Annotated in this window: 15 protein-coding genes; 5 read left to right on the plus strand and 10 right to left on the minus strand. The window is 62.6% G+C overall.

What is annotated here, in order from left to right:
* Nucleotides 1–29: 29 nt before the first annotated feature.
* A complete protein-coding gene (locus ACZ5YV_RS17020) occupies nucleotides 30–794 on the minus strand; it encodes an SDR family oxidoreductase (protein ID WP_464789558.1) in 765 nt (254 codons plus the stop codon).
* A 36-nt stretch (nucleotides 795–830) separates the two neighbouring features.
* Here ACZ5YV_RS17020 and ACZ5YV_RS17025 point away from each other — a divergent pair, with 36 nt between their 5' ends.
* Nucleotides 831–1,784, plus strand: coding sequence for a helix-turn-helix transcriptional regulator (locus ACZ5YV_RS17025; RefSeq protein ID WP_464789559.1), 954 nt, complete (start codon nucleotides 831–833; stop codon nucleotides 1,782–1,784).
* An 87-nt stretch (nucleotides 1,785–1,871) separates the two neighbouring features.
* Here ACZ5YV_RS17025 and ACZ5YV_RS17030 read toward each other — a convergent pair whose 3' ends face one another.
* The 3 genes from ACZ5YV_RS17030 to ACZ5YV_RS17040 are packed head-to-tail and all read right to left on the minus strand — an operon-like array spanning nucleotide 1,872 to nucleotide 4,778.
* The gene (locus ACZ5YV_RS17030) at nucleotides 1,872–2,813 is read right to left on the minus strand and encodes a haloalkane dehalogenase (protein ID WP_464789560.1); all 942 of its coding nucleotides are present in this window, start codon (nucleotides 2,811–2,813) and stop codon (nucleotides 1,872–1,874) included.
* A gap of 2 nt (nucleotides 2,814–2,815) precedes the next feature.
* Nucleotides 2,816–3,991, minus strand: coding sequence for a sulfotransferase family protein (locus ACZ5YV_RS17035; RefSeq protein ID WP_464789561.1), 1,176 nt, complete (start codon nucleotides 3,989–3,991; stop codon nucleotides 2,816–2,818).
* 40 nt (nucleotides 3,992–4,031) lie between these two features.
* Nucleotides 4,032–4,778 carry an SDR family NAD(P)-dependent oxidoreductase gene (locus tag ACZ5YV_RS17040; RefSeq protein ID WP_464789562.1) on the minus strand — a complete coding sequence of 249 codons (747 nt, stop codon included), beginning with the start codon at nucleotides 4,776–4,778 and terminating at the stop codon, nucleotides 4,032–4,034.
* 143 nt (nucleotides 4,779–4,921) lie between these two features.
* Between ACZ5YV_RS17040 and ACZ5YV_RS17045 the strand changes: the two genes are divergently transcribed.
* Complete coding sequence (locus ACZ5YV_RS17045) at nucleotides 4,922–5,380, plus strand: nuclear transport factor 2 family protein (RefSeq protein ID WP_464789563.1); 459 nt, start codon at nucleotides 4,922–4,924, stop codon at nucleotides 5,378–5,380.
* Between the two features lie 185 nt (nucleotides 5,381–5,565).
* Nucleotides 5,566–6,234, plus strand: a complete 669-nt coding sequence (locus ACZ5YV_RS17050) for a TetR/AcrR family transcriptional regulator (protein ID WP_464789564.1) — start codon at nucleotides 5,566–5,568, stop codon at nucleotides 6,232–6,234.
* Nucleotides 6,235–6,252: 18 nt separating this feature from the next.
* Here ACZ5YV_RS17050 and ACZ5YV_RS17055 read toward each other — a convergent pair whose 3' ends face one another.
* Nucleotides 6,253–7,254 (minus strand): cyclase family protein, encoded by a 1,002-nt coding sequence (locus ACZ5YV_RS17055; RefSeq protein WP_464789565.1) that lies wholly within the window; start codon nucleotides 7,252–7,254, stop codon nucleotides 6,253–6,255.
* Nucleotides 7,255–7,910: 656 nt separating this feature from the next.
* Here ACZ5YV_RS17055 and ACZ5YV_RS17060 point away from each other — a divergent pair.
* Together ACZ5YV_RS17060 and ACZ5YV_RS17065 are read left to right on the plus strand one after the other, a co-directional pair.
* Nucleotides 7,911–10,475, plus strand: a complete 2,565-nt coding sequence (locus ACZ5YV_RS17060; RefSeq protein WP_464789566.1) for a TonB-dependent receptor — start codon at nucleotides 7,911–7,913, stop codon at nucleotides 10,473–10,475.
* 101 nt (nucleotides 10,476–10,576) lie between these two features.
* Complete coding sequence (locus ACZ5YV_RS17065; protein WP_464789567.1) at nucleotides 10,577–11,080, plus strand: lipocalin-like domain-containing protein; 504 nt, start codon at nucleotides 10,577–10,579, stop codon at nucleotides 11,078–11,080.
* Between the two features lie 328 nt (nucleotides 11,081–11,408).
* Here the strand turns inward: ACZ5YV_RS17065 and ACZ5YV_RS17070 are convergent, their stop codons facing one another.
* The 5 genes from ACZ5YV_RS17070 to ACZ5YV_RS17090 form a co-directional block, all read right to left on the minus strand.
* A complete protein-coding gene (locus ACZ5YV_RS17070; RefSeq protein ID WP_464789568.1) occupies nucleotides 11,409–13,097 on the minus strand; it encodes an FAD-binding protein in 1,689 nt (562 codons plus the stop codon).
* 167 nt (nucleotides 13,098–13,264) lie between these two features.
* On the minus strand, nucleotides 13,265–14,287 hold the full coding sequence (locus ACZ5YV_RS17075; RefSeq protein ID WP_464789569.1) for a zinc-binding dehydrogenase: 1,023 nt from the start codon (nucleotides 14,285–14,287) through the stop codon (nucleotides 13,265–13,267).
* A complete protein-coding gene (locus ACZ5YV_RS17080) occupies nucleotides 14,287–14,961 on the minus strand; it encodes an SDR family NAD(P)-dependent oxidoreductase (protein WP_464789570.1) in 675 nt (224 codons plus the stop codon). Before ACZ5YV_RS17080 ends, ACZ5YV_RS17075 begins: the two co-directional genes overlap by 1 nt.
* 23 nt (nucleotides 14,962–14,984) lie before the next feature.
* Nucleotides 14,985–16,346 carry a spinster family MFS transporter gene (locus tag ACZ5YV_RS17085; RefSeq protein ID WP_464789571.1) on the minus strand — a complete coding sequence of 454 codons (1,362 nt, stop codon included), beginning with the start codon at nucleotides 16,344–16,346 and terminating at the stop codon, nucleotides 14,985–14,987.
* A gap of 158 nt (nucleotides 16,347–16,504) precedes the next feature.
* Nucleotides 16,505–17,353 (minus strand): TauD/TfdA dioxygenase family protein, encoded by an 849-nt coding sequence (locus ACZ5YV_RS17090; protein ID WP_464789572.1) that lies wholly within the window; start codon nucleotides 17,351–17,353, stop codon nucleotides 16,505–16,507.
* Between the last annotated feature and the right edge of the window lie 13 nt (nucleotides 17,354–17,366).

A 17,366-nucleotide genomic window follows, 5' to 3' on the forward strand; every position in this document is an offset into this window, starting at 1 on the left:
GTCTATCGCGCGGCGTCGCCCCTTTTGAGTCAGACTTGCTGGGGCCGCAATATGGCGTCGCTGCCGCCGTCGATGAAGATCAATTGGCCGAGAAGATAGCTATTTTCCATGTTGAGCAGGAAATCGAGCAGTTCGGCAATGTCTTCGGGTCCCGCATAGTCCTTGATCGCGATCGGATTGCTCTGGTTGATCAGCTTGACCATTTCCGCTTGGTCGAGCAGCGGCGTCGTCATCGGCGTTTTCACGACGCCTGGCCCGATGCCGTTCAGCAGGATGCCCGCACCGCCCCATTCAGGTCTTACCGCTGCACGGCGCATCCAGTGGGACAAGGCGTTTTTCGACGTGGCATAGGCATTGCCCCCGTCGGCGGCGATGGCCTCGAGCGCGGCTTGTTCCTTATCGGCGAGGCAAAGTTCGACCACCTTGCTGTTCGACGGCAACATGGCAGCGGTGGAACAGATGGCGACGGCGCGGGGCCGGGCGGATTTCGCCAGCAGCGGGCGCAGTCCTTCCAGCGTGGCGACCGCGCCGAAATAGTTGATGGCAATGGTTTCGCGGTCCATGCCCTGCCGCGAGATGCCCGCGCCTGCGAGCACGGCGTCGACCCCATCGGGCGCAAGACGCGTCACCTGATCGATCATGGCCGTCCGGCCTTCGACGGTGCCCAGATCGGCATCGATGTCGGAATTGCGCAGATCGACGCCAATGACGCGATGGCCGCCATGTTCGAGCCTGTCGCGAGTGGCGGCGCCGATTCCCGACGCAGCGCCGGTTACGACTATGGTTCTGCTCATGAAACACTCTCCATCTTTTGCTTTGTTGCGTTGTAGATGGCAGTTTTTTCTGCGCATAGCCAGTGCTTGTTCTCTCGCCCGCATGAGATTATCGTTGCGGTTATGACGCAGCAGCTTTTGACCGACGCCACGGCTACGCCGGGCGTCCATAGCGGACCGTGGACGGTGTTGGCCGCCGCCGTCAGCAGCGCCGCGCGCGTCGAGCTTCGCCGTTATGAGCTGCCCCGGCCCAATGAGATGTGGGAGCTGGACGAAGCGCCGATCCTCTCGATCGTCATGCCCCGCGCCGAGGGGACGCAAGGCGAGATCATGTTCGACCTGGGTGACCGGCGGCGACACAAGGTCGGCCGCCTGATGCTGCGGCCCGGCGGCATCGCGATGCATTCGCGCGGCGATGGGGGCACGCTGGACATATTAACCTGCCGGTTCGATCCGGTGCGCTTTGCCGCTGTGACGGGATTGTCGGACTGGGACTCGCGGCGGTTGAGCCGGTGCGCGTCGATCAGTTCTCCGGTGTTGATGGCGTTGGCGGAGCGGCTGAAGCAGGAGACCGTGACGCCGGGCTTTGGCGCGGAAATGGCGGTTGAGGCGCTGGTGCAGCTGGCGATGGTGGAACTGGCGCGGCTGTTCCGACGGACGCGGCAGGCGGACGCGATGCAGGGTGGTCTGGCGCCATGGCAGCTTGCCCGGATCGAGGAAGCATTGCGGTCAAGCGATGGGGAGTGGCCGACGACGCAGGCGCTCGCCAGCCTGTGCGGAATCAGCCGGTCGCACCTGTCGCGATCCTTCGCGGCGACGACGGGCATGGCGCTGTCCGACCATGCCGCCGCGATCCGGATGGAGCGGGCGCAGGACATGATCCGGGGCGGATTGCTGCCGATGAACCGGATCGCGCAGGCGTTGGGCTTTGCGACGGCGAGTGCTTTTAGTGCCGCGTTCCGGCGGGCTACGGGGCTGACCCCGCGCGCGTTCCGGCAGGGGTTTCATTAAGCGGCGGTTGCCCCGAACTCCGTTCGTGTCGAGCGTAGTGGAGACACGATGTGTTGCGGCTTATCGGCTTCGCTCGAAGCGAACGTCCTAATTGTTTGCGTCTAAAAATTCGATTAGCACCTGCGCGAGTGCTGCACCTTGATCCTCCTGCACGAAATGGCCGCCACTGGAGATGCGGGTGTGCAGCTGGCCCTTTGCGCCGGGGATGCGGCGTTGGAAGACCTCTTCCCAGGCGATGGTGGCGGGGTCCCGATCGCTGAAGGCGGTGAGGAAAGGCTTGTCCCAGCTTTCGAGGAAGCGCCAAGCGGCGCGGTTTGCTTCCAGACCTTCGGCACCTTCGGCGATCGGGATGCCGCAGGTGATCTGGAGCATGCCCTTTTTGTAGGAGGCGTCGGGGAAGGGGGCGGCGTAGGCGGCGAGAACTTGCGCCGAAACATCGGTGACGCAGGCGCGACCCACGAGCAGGTCGAGCGGCAGATCTTCGCTGGTGTGGCAGGTTTCGACCCAGGCGGCGATCTGCTCGCTCGGCCAATCGGGGACGCCGAGCGGTGGCGGGTCGCAATTTTGCAGCAGCGTGTTGGTGGCGAGGACAGCGCTGAAGCGCTCGGGACATTCGGACAGGACGCGCAGGCCGATGGGGCCGCCCCAATCCTGACAGACGAGGGTGACGCCGCGCAGTTCGAGCGCTTCGACGAAGGCGCGCATCCATTGTACGAAGCGGTCGAAGCCGTAATCCGTCCGGCTGGCGGGCTTGTCGGACTTGCCGAAGCCGATCATGTCGGGCGCGATGACCCGGTAACCCGCCGCCACGACAGGGCCGATCATGTGGCGATAGAGATAGCTCCAGGTCGGATTGCCGTGCAGCATGAGGACGATGGGAGCATCGCGTTCCCCTTCGTCCACATAATGCATGCGGAGCGGGCCGAGGCGGGCATCCTCCACCCCCACATAGTGAGGCGTAAAGTCATAGCCCGGCAGCGCATCGAAGCAGGCTTCGGGCGTGCGCAATATGCCGGGCCGGACTTCCATGGTCAGGAAATGTAGCGTTCGCGATAGGTGGCGAATTCGCGCTTGATCGCTTCTTCGTCGAGGCCGAAGCGTTCGAGCGAATAATCGTGCATCGGGCGCTGCTCGCGCTTGTTGCCCGCGAGGAATTCCGCGAGGACTTCCCCAAGCTGGGCATCGACGGGGATGCCCATGCGGGAAAGGACGCGTTCGGCCTGCGCCATCGGTTCCTTGCCGACTTCGCGATAGTCGATGTCGATAAAGCGGTCCTCGCCAATCCGTTCACGCGCGGCTTCGAACATGCGCATCCATTCGACAAGGCGCGGGAACCAGAAGGCGCCGACTTCCGCGTCGGTGAGGGTGGCGCTGAGCTTGTAGAGCGCGGCCTGCATGGAGACGTAGGAAGGGACGGTTTGCAGCGGGTCGCGGTGCGTCATGATGAGGAGCGCGTTCGGGAAAGCCTTGGCCGCGACCTCGGCATAGGGAAGGTTGGACGGGCTCTTCAATATCCACTTGCGGCCCTTGCGCGAAGGGTCCTGCCACTGGAGATATTTGAGGACGGTCTTCAGGTCCTCATGTCCTTTGGACTGGTCGTAAGTGTTAAGCCAGCGGGTGAAGCTGGGCACATAATTCATGCCCTCGATCATCGTGCTGACGAACATCTGGCCGAGGACCAGGATTTCTTCGTCCGGCGCGTCCGGTTCGAGCGGGTGGATGGATGCGAGTTCGGGCGAAAGCTGGAGCCAGCCGTCGATCATCGCCTGCGCATAGGCGCGGCGGTCCACCGGATTGCCGCGTTCTTCGCCGGGGAAGGGGGCGAAATTCTGCGCCTCGTACCAGCGCAGGCCCGTCATGCCCGGCGCGCTGGCGAGCAGGCGCTGGAAGATGGTGCTGCCGGTGCGCGGCAGGCCTAGGATGATGCCCGCGACGTCTACCTGTTCATCAAGGATTTCCGGGTGGCGCTTGATGTCCTCGACCATGCGCAGGCGGCTGACCAGGCCCTTGACGATCACCTCCGTCGTCGAAGCACGCCCGGCCGGGGTCAGGCGTCCTTCGCGGTTCGATGCTTCGATGAAGTGATCCATCGGTTCGAAGAACCATTCGTCCCCGAAATCGGCGAGCCCTGCTCTTTCACGCGCCTGTTGCAGCAGCGCCTTCCGTTCGAGGGGCTGGGTCTGGGTCTGGTCGGGCTGGGTCGCCATGGTCGTCACTCTTCTTCAAAAAGCTTGGGGTTGGATAGGATCAGCCTGCGGTCTGGCCGCCGTCGACGGGGAAGGCCACGCCAGTGATGCGCCGGGCCTCTGCCGATGCAAGGAAAGCAACGGTGTCGGCGATGTCGTCGGTGGTCGCCATCGCGCCGCTGTCGAGCCAGGAAGCCGACCGCATGACCATCTGCCAGTCGATATTGTCCGGCGGGGTCTGATGCAGCATCGGCGTGTCCACGCCGCCCGGACAGACGGCGTTGATGCGTACGCCTTCCTTCGAAAATTCCAGCGCCAGCGCGCGGGTCAGGCCGACCACGCCGTGCTTGGACGCGGTGTAGGCCGAATTATAAGGCACGCCGACAAGGCCAGCAGCGGACGCCATGTTGACGATATTGCCGCGGCGTTCAACTAGGTGAGGCATGGCGGCGCGGCACATCTGATAGACGCCCGTCAGGTTGACCGAGATGACGCGGTCCCAACGGGTGCGGTCAACATCTTCGAAGCGGCCGAAGTCCAGCACGCCAGCGATGTTGCAGAGGATGTCGAGTCCGCCATGAAGCACGACCGCGCGATCGACTATGGCCTTGCAGGATGCTTCATCCGCGACGTCGAGCGCGACGGCGGTAGCCGCCGAACCAATGGTTTGTGCAGTCTCTTCCACACCCTGCGCGTTGCGATCCCCGATGATCACCTTGGCGCCGTCGGCCGCCAGCCGCTTTGCCACCGCCAGGCCGATTCCCGAAGCCGCGCCGGTCACGATCGCCGTCTTGCCTTCCAGGCGCATGCTACCTCTCCTTAACCTGTCATTTTGTTGGTTGATGCTTGCGTCAGTTTGCTACGCAATTCAAGGCTCATGGACGGAAAAACTTGACAAGCGCGAACCCGGAGGGCCTGTTTCGGTTTATAAAATCAGAAGGAGGATGTCTGATGCTGTCGCTTCAGGAAATATCGGATCGGGTGGAGATTCAGGATCTTCTGTCCCGATATAGCTATGCCATTGATGAGCGGAACTGGGACGGGCTAGACGACGTCTTCACGCCCGACGCAGTGATCGATTACAGCGAAGCTGGCGGGGCGAAGGGCAGTTTGGCGCAGATCAAGGCATGGTTGCCCGTGGCCATGGAGCGATTCCCGCTATTCCAGCATATGGTGGCAACGACCAAGCTGGACCTGAACGGGGACACGGCGCGCAGTCGAACCGTTCTGTTCAATCCCATGGTCTATAAGGGCGACGATGGCGTGGAGCAGGTGTTCTTCATCGGCCTCTGGTATCGCGACAAGCTGGTCCGCACTGAGAAGGGGTGGAGGATCACGGAACGATATGAGGAAATGGGTTACGCGCATAACGTGCCGGACATGCCGCCGGTGCCAACGGTCGTGGCATGAAGGCGCGCTAAGAGGCCTCTAACTTGTACCCTGATCGGGTCCCCGCCCGGGATCCGCTGTCGGAAGCATTCTTGCGCGTTCCGCTACTATCTGGACCGGTCAATATATCCTATAGCCGAGCGTTAGAGCTGCACGGCGTCCGTGCGGGTTCATGGTGCCAGGCCAAGGGGGGACGAGGCCAGTCGATGATCAGCAGCGAGGCGGAAAAAAGGGTTGAGGGGGCAACGCGGCGGGTAGGCAGGCCCAATGCGCGCGAGGCTGAGCTGAAACAAGAGGCAATGCTGGAAGCGGCGCTGGAGGAATTTTCGAACCATGGTTTCCATGGTGCCTCGGTGCGCTCGATCGCCGAGCGCGCGGGCGTATCCACCCGGACGGTGTATAATCGCTATACCGACAAGGTGGCGTTGTTCGAAGCCTGTCTGGAAATGTCGGCCATCCGCCATCACTTCCCGGGGGATTGCAAGGGCACGCTGCGTGAGCAGTTGATGCGTTATGCGCTGCATGTAAGCACCCGGATAAACCATGACCGGCAGGTCAGGCTGGCCCGCATCATTTATCGCGAAAGCATCAGCTTTCCTCAACTGGAGGACGTGTCGCGCCGTCAGTTCGAGCGGTTCCAGCTTGATCCGTTGCAGCAGATTTTAAGGGAGCATGGTTTCAGCAAGCCCCGTGCTGAAATGCTGGCCGATCTCTATGTCGCCCTGTTGCTGCGGCGGTGGCAGTATCGCGTGATCTATAATACAAAGGCCATGACCCCGGCACAGATCAAGGCCAATGCCGAAACCGTGACGAGCCTGTTCCTGAACGGCGCAGGCGCAATGTTGAACGAGGATAGCGCCACAAAGAAGAACTGACGCCGTTCCGGTCGGCCTTCATACGGTCGCGATCGGCGTCACGGGTGAACCAACACTGCCCGGAAGGCGAAGCGGCGGCGCGGTGAGTAGGAAAGCATGGCGCTTTCGTTCATGCAGCCATGCGGCCAGTTGCTCCAGATACCAAAGCTCGCCCAGGAAAATGCCCTGCCGGAACAGGCAGAGGTCGTGGATGGGCAGGCGGATGGGGGGTGGTTCGGGCGAAAGGATGAGGTCGAGCGCCTCGACCGCGATATTGTCGGAACAGATAGCGGTGATGCCGCTGTCGATGATCCATTGGAGCAGGCTTTCGTCACGGCCGTCCAGCGCGCACCCCTCCATGGCCAGCGGCGTATCCTTGCCGCTCGCTTCCCGGTCGAGAACCATCCGGTCGACGCCGGTGTAGAGGAGCAGGAAGTCGCCTGTGCGCACCTCCACGCGCTGTGCATCCATCGCGCGCAGCAGATCGTCGCGAGAGATGGGCCGGTACTCCGTGCCATAAGCGGCTTTCAAGTTCACCATGACGCCGCGACCCTGCACGCCTGCCATCGCCAATGTCTCTATGCCGAGCGCGCGGGCGCAGGTCTCGCCAGCCGGGCCGTGGGGGCCGCTGATATGATCGCCAGCGCGGAAGCCGTTATAATAGACCAGCTCCGCCACGCCGTCGCCGTCCGCATCAAAGGCGCGACCGCGATGTGACAGCGCATCCCACTGGGTCGAATGCTGGGTGTAGAGCAGGACCCGGTCATCGCAGGTTGATTCTTCGCCATTGGGGTCGAGGCGGTTGTACATATCTCCCTCCTCGTCGCAGGCTGCGCTGAGCAGCGGAGGGCGGCGGAAAGGCGCGAGGGGAATGGTAGGCACGTTGAGCGGCAGGCTGAGCGTGAAGGCTATGCCGTCGATGACTTCCGCCATGGCGGCGCGGCGGCGTTCGGGCGTGATCAGGTTCATCCGGCCGATCTGATCATCCTCGCCGAAATCGCCCCAATTCGACCCTTCGGGCCGGTGCACCCAGCGCGGCATGTTCACTCTCCTTTATGCTATCCGGTCAGGGTAAAGCTGTCCGATTACCCAACGCAAGGGCAGGCAGTTGAGCGAATAGATCGTCGAGGCCGTGGCGGAAAGCTGATCGTGGACCACGCGATCCGATTCTTTCCATGGTTCCATGCATGGGCGAGAGGCGCGGTGGCGCTAGCGAGGAGTGCGGTTCTACGCATTTCTGTAACGGTCTGGTCGTGGCGTGGGGAAATTACCACATGAGAGGCATTTTGATCTGCTTTCCGGTGGGTGGAAGATTGGGATGTGGTTTTCAAAATAATGAATGAAATGCAGAATTGACAGCGGTTGAGATATTGATTTCACAACATGTCGTGTTAATAGACCTAGGAAAGTGAGTGCTTACACAACACACCGGCGAACGGGGGTGGGGCACGGGGCTGTAAAAAAAGGGGAGTTAGAGTGCGACCTGCATGACATCGTAAGATGAACGGCGACGAAGAAGCCGCGGCACCATCCATTTCGAACATCGACGCGCCAGCCTGAACCATCGCCATGTCGGCGGAGGCGGGGCTGTTTCGGCCCTGTGGCGCCAATCAGCTTAACCAAAAAACATAATGGAGAGGATCGGGGCTGCGGTGAGAACGCCGCCAGCCCTGCACCATATGCATAGGAGAGTGTGAATGTCGTCTGTTATCCGCGCGCGGCGGCGGTTGCCGCTGCTTGTCACCAGCATGATGGCTGGCGTTGCCGTTACAATGTTTGTTGCTCCGGCGGCCCTGGCCCAGACCGAAGCACAGCCGCAGGGCGCGGACGAGAATATCGGCCTGACTGACATCGTCGTGACCGCCAACCGCCGCGAGGAACGCAATCAGGACGTTCCGATCGCGATCACCGCGCTGTCCGCCGACCGGCTGGAGCAGCAGGGCATTGCCAAGGAGCAGGACCTTCAGGCGAGCGTTCCGTCGCTGGTCGTCGGTCCCAACGGACAAGGGTCGCGTGAATCGCAATCCTTCACCATTCGCGGTCAGGGCGCCACGTTCCAGGCGTCGCCGGGCGTCGTCGTTTATATGAACGAAGTCCCGCTCCCCGCTGGCATCACGCTCAGCCAACAGGGCGGACCCGGCAACTTCGTGGATCTGGAGAATTTGCAGGTCCTGTCCGGCCCGCAGGGCACGTTGTTCGGTCGCAACACGACCGGCGGCGCGGTGCTGCTGGTGCCCAAGAAGCCGACCAACAATTTTAGCGGCTGGATCAAGGGCGAGATTGGCAATTATGACCGCCGTTACGTCGAAGGCGCTGTCAATGTCCCGGTGATCGAGGACAAGCTGCTGGTCCGCGTCGTGGGTGCGTTCCATGATCGCGACGGCTTTACGCGCGATGTTGTGTGGAACAAAGATCGCGACAACGAACATTGGTATTCGGGCCGGATCGGCATCACCTTCAAGCCCACCGAGACCATCGAAAACTACACGATGATCTATGGCTCGAACTCCAGGAACAACGGCGCGGGCTTTATCCACAAAGGCTTCAATATTGCCGGTCTGTCTGCGCTTAACCTTTGCTATGAAGGCGCGACCATTCCAGGTGCTATCGCATCGTGCGATGTCTACCGCGCGGCGTCGGCACAGGCGAACACACTGGGGCCACGTCAGACCGCGCTGGGCATCGATATATTTTCGCGCACCAAGACCTGGGGCGTTTCCAACACGACCGACATCGAATTGAGTGACGAACTGACGTTGCGCAACATAGTCAGCTTCCAGAAGTTGAAGCTGGATTATGCCTATGACAGCGACGGCACGATCCTGCAGCAGCATGACGTCGATCCCAATCGCCTGCCTGCACCGGGCCAAGTGGTTTTGCCCGGCGACAACACGCCGCTCACCTATTTCAACGCATCCGATCCGGGCTTCCCGCGCGACGACCTGAAGCAGTTCACGGAAGAATTGCAGTTGCAGGGTTCCACACTGGACAAGCATCTGACCTACACGGTCGGCGGATTCTATTATGACCAGCGGCCGAGCGGCAAGCAGGTTGGCGCGGCGATCGTTTACTGCCCGGCGGCGTTCACCGGGACAAATGTCGGCACTCCGGGCATCGCCGTGTGTCCTGCGAACTACAGCACCTACGGCACGACCCAAACGTCCAAAGCACTCTATGCCCAGGCAACGTTTGATTTCGGGGCGGTGTCACCTGCTCTGGAGAGCTTGCGCCTGACCGGCGGCTATCGCCACACCTGGGACAAGATCCGTGGTTTCTCCACTTCCTTCTTGCCGCAGATCGGCGGGACGACCGCGAAGTGCGGTTCGACCAGCGCCATCGTGCCGATAGGGACTGCCCTGGCGGATTGCACCTACACTGCGGAACTGAACAGCAAGGCTTCGACCTGGCTGATCGGCCTTGATTACAAGGTGATGCGCGACGTGCTGCTGTTCGGCAAGGTGAGCCGTGGGTACAAGGCAGGCGGCTTCAACCAGCAGGCCGTGTTCACCAACACCCGCACCTTCCAGCCGGAAAAGGTCACATCCTATGAAGCTGGCTTCAAAGCCGACTTCCGGATTGCCAATGTTCCGTTCCGCCTCAACACCAGCGCTTATTTGCTGGACTATAAGGACATCCAGCGGGCGGGAGCGGACTATAATCCGGCATCGGCTGCTGGCGGCGCAGTCGTCCGTAATGCCGACGCGCGGATCAAGGGTGTCGAGGTCGAAGCTTCGATGCGGCCGTTCAAGGGTCTGGAGATCGGCGGCAATTTCAGCCACACCGACGCGAAGTACAAGACTTACGAGTACACCACGTCGACCGGCGGTTTCGGCTGTAACGGCGTCGTGCCGCGAGACGGCACGGTGGACCTGAGCTGTCTGCCCTTCCAATTTGTTTCGCCCTATATCTGGAGCATTCACGCCAATGCTACGGTGCCGGTGGGCGATGACATGGGTGAGTTGAACTTCTTCGCGAACTATTCGCACAGCTCGCGTCAATACACTGATCCCGGCAATGTGCCTGCGCAACAGCCGGGCGCCTATCTGGAACCGTTCGGCCTGCTCAACATGTCGCTCGACTGGAACGGTGTTGCGGGCAGCGGGTTCGATGTCGGCCTGTTCGTCACCAACGCGACCAACAAGCTCTACCGGATCAGCAACAGCAATGTGTATCAGCAGGGTGGATTGTTGTATCAAACGAGCCTTTATGGCGAACCCCGCATGTACGGGCTGCGCCTGAAATATCGCTTCGGCGGAGAATGATTAAGAAGGGCCGGGGAAACCCGGCCCTTTTTCTTTGTGGACATGCCGGGCGCGGGAGGCATCATTCGGCATCGGCAGAATGAACCGGAGAGAGGCGAGAAATGGCTGTGAACGGATTGCCCGAGCGGCTCAACCGCCCGGACATGAGCGCGCAAGAGGCATTTGCCGCCTTTGTTGGCGGGTGGCAGCTGGTCCTTTGGACGACTTTTCATGCCGATGGCACGCGCGACCATCCCTTCGGCACCGATGCCGTCGGCCAGATCATGTACAGCGCCGACGGACATATGAGCTGTCACCTGATGCAGGCGAACCGGCAGAGGTTCGGTGAGCCCAGCGTCTATCAGGTGAGCGATGCGGCGCTGGGGGCGTCGATGCGGGGCTATAGCGGTTATTTCGGGCGCTTTTCGATAGATGCGGAAGCGGGCGTCATCACGCACCATGTCGATGGTGCATGGTATCCGGACTGGATCGGATCAGAGCAGCCGCGGCACTATGCATTTGAGGGCGATCGCTTGTTCCTGGAGGCCGCGATTGGCGATGATCTGGTGCGGATCGAATGGCGGCGTGTGGTTACGGAAGTGGCTCGGGCGATGGGCGGCGCGTGAGGGAGCAGGGAAGCATCGGCATTAAGGCTGCTTTTCCGTCGCCCCGGGCTTGACCCGGGGCCCCGCTGTCTCGGCAGCGTCAGAAAATAAGCGGGACCCCGGATCAAGTCCGGGGTGACGACCACTTAAAGCATCGTGCGCAAAAGTGGGAACCGGTTTTGCGCTTAAAACGATGCGATAACAAAAAACTAGAGCGCGCGACCTGCGTCCGATTAAACGCAGCGCGCTCTAAACAGGATCATCCTCCAGCCGTCATCGCCCTGCTGAAACGGCGGATGAGCTGACCTTTCCCGTCAGCCATGCATGCCGCCTCTTCAGCGTGTCAGGATCAGGCGTTCCCGCCCGTCATGTCGCGGGCGGCGACATAGGCGAAGGTCATCGCTGGGCCGATGGTGACGCCTGCGCCGGGATAGCTTTCGCCCATGGCTGAGGCGGCGTTGTTGCCGACCGCGTACAGGCCGGTGATTGGCGCGCCCGCGTCGTCCAGGACCTGCGCCTTTGCGTTGGTGAGCAGGCCGCCATTGGTGCCGATGTCACCCGGATAGATGGGCATGGCGTAGAAGGGGCCTTTGTCCAGGGGGCGCAGGCAGGGGTTGGGGCCGTGGCGGAAGTCGCCATACATTTTATCATAGGCCGCTTCGCCACGGTGGAATTCGGGGTCTTCGCCCTTGGCCGCGTGGGTGTTGAACCGGGCGATGGTGGCCGAGAGCGCTGCGGGATCGATGCCGATCTTGCCTGCCAGTTCCTCGATCGAGCGGCCCTGCTTCAGGATGTTGCGTACGCCCTTGTTGTGGATGAACGTCGGCATGAGCGGGTAGAGCGGACCCATCGGGAATTTGTGGCGATATGTGTGGTCGAAGATCATCCAGCTGGGGCTGGCGTCGTTATGTTCCGCTTCCCGCCGGGCCATTTGCTGGCCGACGATATGGTAGGAGGCGGCTTCGTTGAGGTAGCGCTTGCCGCTCTGGTTGACCATGAGGCAGCCGGGCAGCGCGCGTTCGACGGTGCAGAGCCGTCCCCGATCCTCGCCGGGGACGTAGAAGACGGGCGCGGCCCAGGCCGATTGCAGGTTCAGCATGTTCGCGCCGACGGCTTCACCCGCGCGGATCGCGTCGCCGGTATTGCTGGTCACGCCACCCGAATAGCGCGACGTTGGGTAAAGGGGCGAATGGGCGTCGCGCATCGCCTGATTCTTGTCGAAGCCACCAGCGGCGAGGACCACGCCCTTGCGCACGCCGATGCGGTAAGGCTTGCCATCCTTTTCGACCACGGCGCCGGTGACGCGGCCACCTTCGCGGATCAGTTCGCTGAGCGGTGTGTTGAGCCAGACGGGCACGCCCGCCTTGTCGAGGGACATGCGCAGGCCGCCGGTCAGCGCGTTGCCGAGCGTCAGGCGGCGATCCTTGCGCGAAGTCAGGCGGAAGGGAAGGTCGAGCCAGTAGCGCGACATGTTGACGACGAGGTTCTTGATCCAACCCTTCGTGCGGTAGAGCAGTTCGCTCGTTTCGCTGAAGTGCCAGTTGAGATAGCCGAACAGGCTGGCCGCGGGCGAGGCGAAGCGCAGGGTGCGGATTTCCTTGCCAAGCGGCTTGCCGTCGATGGGCATGGGCAGATGGGTACGATAGCCCTGCGCCGACCCGCCGGGATTTTCGGCATGATAATCGGGATAGGGGAAGGCCATGTACTGGACCGGCGTGTTCGCCATAACCCAGCGCAGCATGGGCGCGGCATTATCGACATAGGCGCGGATATTTTCGTCCGGGACATTGTCCGCCGACAAGCCGCGCAGATAGGTGAAGGCGTTGTCGAGGTCATCTTCAAAGCCCGCCGCCCTGGCGACGTCGCTGCCCGGAATCCAGATGCCGCCGCCCGATGTGGCCGATGTGCCGCCCCACAGGTCAGCCTTTTCAACGATCAGCACTTCGGCGCGGTTGTGCGCGCCGACGAGGCCCGCGAGCAGGCCGCCCGCGCCCGACCCCACCACCAGAATGTCGACTTCCTTGTCCCAACTACTCATTATAGCCCCATTCCGATCCGGGTTCCGACGCGAACGGGGAGCGCTGCCCCTAACAGGCCGCTGCGCCAATCCCCTCCCGCAATATTCACGCGATCTGTGACCTTCCGGGCCATAATGTCAACTTCTTGCGTAGCGGACGGGCCAATTTTACGTGCAAGGTCAAGTGTTCAGGGACGGATGAGCACCTTGCATTCACGCGGCTGGCTGCGCAGCGCCTCGAAGGCGGCGGGCAGTTCATCGAGGCTGACGGTGGAGGTGTGAATGGGCTTTGGCTTGATGGCGCCGGTCGCGATGGCGTGGATCACTGCCTCGAAATCCCTTTCATTATAGGCCTGGCTGTAGCGGATGGTCAGTTCCTTGCCGAGGGCGATGACAGGGGTGATCGTTTCGTCATGCATCACGACGCCCGCGACGATGATCTGCGCGCGGACGGCGGCCAGTTGCATCGCCTGGTTGAAGATGCCGGGAACGCCGATGCATTCGAAGATGATCCGGGGAGCCGGTTCGCCGGTTGCCTGGGCGAAGGCGGCGGCGACATCCTGCGCCTGCGGATCAATGACGGCGGTGGCGCCGACCTGCTGCGCCAGCGCGCGGCGTTCGGGAGAGCGCTCGCTCACCACCACATGGCGGGCACCGGCGTGGCGTGCGAACAGGGCGACGGCAACGCCGATGGGGCCAGCGCCCAGCACCAGAACCGCCGCATCCTTGGGCATATGGGCAAGGGACACGATATGGTGGCCGACGGCGAGCGGCTCGACCAGCGCGCCTTCCTCAAGGGTGACGCCTTCGGGCAGGCGCTGGACCATGTCGGCGCGGGCCGTCACGAGCTGGGCATAGGCGCCCTGCGCGAGGAGGTTGGTGCCGGTGAACAGGTTGGTCGAGCAGAGCGCGGGCAGATCAGCATCGCAGGCGGGGCAGTGATGGCAGGCGTTCAAGGGGAGGGCGGTCACGCGGTCGCCGACTTTCCAAGGGCCTTTCACGTCGCGGCCAAGGGCGGCGATGGTGCCGGCGAACTCATGCCCCAATATGAGGCCCGAGGGCGTATGGGCGCTTTCCGCCATGTGGAGGTCTGACCCGCAAATTCCGGCGTTGGCGACTTCCAGGATGACCTGGTCGGCGGCTGGAACAGGATCCGCGACGGTTTCGATGGCGAGCGGCTGGCCTGCTCCGCGGAAGATGGCGGCGCGCATCAGCAGCGGCCCGTCACGGGGATGCAGGCGCCCGTCACGGCGGCTGCGCCGTCCGACAGGAGGAAGGCGATGACGCTGGCGACCTGCGCGGGGGACACCCATCGGCTGAAATCGGCATCGCTCATGTCCGCCCGGTTGGCGGGTGTGTCGATGATGGAGGGCTGAACGGCGTTCACGCGGACACCATTGTCCTTTTCTTCCTCGGCCAGCGCTTCGGTGAGCTTTGCGATGCCCGCCTTGCTGGCGGCATAGGCGCCCATGCCTGCGCCTGCCTTGATCGCAGAGGCGGCGCCGATGCTGACGATCGCGCCGCCGCCGTTGCGCAGGGAGGGGAGGGCAGCGCGGACGGCGTTGACGGCGGTGCGCAGGTTGATGTCGAACAGGCTCGCCCAGGTCGCGCCATCGCCATCCGCGACGGTTTCCCAGCGGAAGGTGCCTGCGACATTGACGAGGGCTGCGACGGGGCCGTTGGCGTTGATCGCCTGATTGACGGCCGTCGCCGTTGCGTCGGAGTCCGTTAGGTCGATGCCGCCCAGATAGGACCCCTGCGTCGCGGCGCCTGCGCTATCGGCGCGGTCGATGCCCGTCACCTTATAGCCTGCCTGTGTCAGCGCTTGGGTTACGGCCTGGCCCAATATGCCAGCAGCGCCGGTTACGATCGCGTGCGTTTTCATGCTCTCTTCTCCTGTCTCTGCGATCAGAGCGTCGATTCTGTCAGTTTTCCCTGGCCGAGCGGTGAGTGGCTCTCCTCCGTGCGGCCGACGCGGGTCAGATCGTGGGGATAATGAACCGAAGCCCGCCAGAAAAGCAGTCCGCCGAAAATTGTCAGCACCGAAAGCGAGAAGAGGCTGACGCGGAGGGATTCGGCGCCAAACCGGTCGGCCAGCAAGTCGCTGACGACCCCGCCTATCACCGGGCCAAACGCGCTGCCGATCACGTTGATGATGACAACCAGCATCGCCGTTGCCTGCGCCCGTTGATGCGGCAGGACGAGGCGGGCGGCGGCTCCGAAGGAGGGGCCTGCCCACATGGCCGCCATCATGCCGGTGAGGATGGAAAGTAGCGCGACGCCAGGGACGCGTAAGCCGCCGATCTGCACGGCTGCGCCACCCGGCAGGGTGAACATGACGATGAAGATCGGGAAGGCGAGGAGGAATGCGATGGCGGGCACGCGCAGTTGCCAGGCTTCGCCACGGACGCGTAGGCGGTCCACGATGACGCCGCTCAGCAGGCTGCCGGTGATGCCGCCGATCGCCGCGCCGATGCCGAGCCAAGTGCCTGCCTCGACAAGGGTCATGCCATGGGAGCGCATGAAGAAGGCGGGCGTCCAGATGGCGGCGGCATAGCCGAATATGTTGAACGTTCCGACGCCGAGTCCCAGCAGTCGCAGCGAGGGTATCGCCCAGCAGCGCCTGATGGCATTCCAAAGGCTTTCAGACGGCCCATCGCCGGTAACCTGCATAGCCTTGCCGCGGCGTGGGCCGGTGATCCAGAGCAGCAGCGCCAGGGGGAAGCCGGGGATCGCGAGCGCGAAAAAGGCCCAGCGCCAGCCCCACATCGCGGCAACGGCTGCGCCGCCGGTAAGGCCGAGCACGACGCCGATATAGGTGGAGGCCGAAAGGACCCCCATGGCGCTAGACCGGCGCCGTTCATCATATAGGCTGGCGAGGAGCGATTGCGCAGGCGGCAGGCCGCCCGCTTCGCCGATGCCGACCATCAGGCGGGCGATGCTCATATGTAGCATGTTGCCAGCCGCGCCGCATGCTGCCGTGGCCGCGCTCCACAGAGTAGCGGACAGGGTGAGGACCCCGCGTCGCGACCAGCGGTCGGCGAAACGCGCGAGCGGCATGCTGAACAGCACGTAACTGGCGACGAAGCCGGGTCCACCGACGAGGCCGAGGAGCGAATCGGACGCGCCGAATTCCGATTTGATCGCGGGAATAAGAACGGAGAAGACGTGGCGATCCGCGTAGCTCAACGAATTGATCGCGAGCAGCAGCAGCAAGATATAGAGCGCATAAGCCGCGCGGGCCGGGCGTTCCTCCGTCGGCGCCATCATTCTCTCCTCACATTGGCAGGCAACCGGTCCGCGTCGCAAAAACTTCATGGCCGGATGCAATTATTCAAGGAGGGATGGCGCAGATGCATTGGATTCGCAAGCGCGGAGGTCATCCAATCCGCAAATATGGAGCGCTGCCCGTGAATGCGCGACGGTCGTCAGTGCGCTGAGGCAGTTACGGGATCATGCGGACCTTTGGGCGGATGGCCTACGAGCGCGACGCGCTTCATGACGCGGCGGGTGTTGTAATCCGCGATCGCGCAATGCTGGGTCGTGCGATTGTCCCAGAAGGCGATGTCGCCCACATTCCAGGAGAAGCGGACCTGAAATTCCGGCCGCTTCACATGATTGAGCAGGAAGTCGAGCAGCATGCGGCTTTCCTCCTGCGACACGCCCATGATCTGCGTCGTCCAGTTGGCGTTGATGTTGAGCGCCTTGCGTCCGCTGACCGGGTGCACCTCCACCAGCGGGTGGATGGCGGTGGAAAAGCTGTGTACCTTGTCCCCCAGCATGTCGCGCATGGATTGGCTGCGGGCTGCGAGCGGCTGGATGGAATGAAGGGCGCTGAGGCCGTCGATCAGGTCCCTGATTGGCTGGGACAGCGCTTCATAGGCGGCGACCGAGCTGATCCAGCAGGTGTCGCCGCCAACGTCGGGCTTCACCATGCATTGGAGCAGCGATCCCATCGGCGGCGCTTCGAGATAGGTGCGATCCCGATGGAGATATTCAGCGCCCGCGCCCTTGGCCGAATTACTCTCCATCCATAACACTTCGCGCCGGGCGGCGGGATCGGGCTGAATCTCCGAGAGGTCGAGCGTGCCGAAATGACGCCCGGCGCGCATATGTTCTTCCTCCGACAAAGGCTTTTGATTGCGGAAGAAGACGACATAATTGTCATAGAGCGCGTCGTTGATCGCGGCGACGGTTTCGGGCGAAAGATCGGTGGAAAGGTCGACGCACCTTATTTCCGCGCCGATCGCGCCGGTCAGTTTGATGACTTCGATCATGACGATTTCCTTT

It is taken from the genome of Sphingobium sp. TomTYG46 (assembly GCF_055396345.1).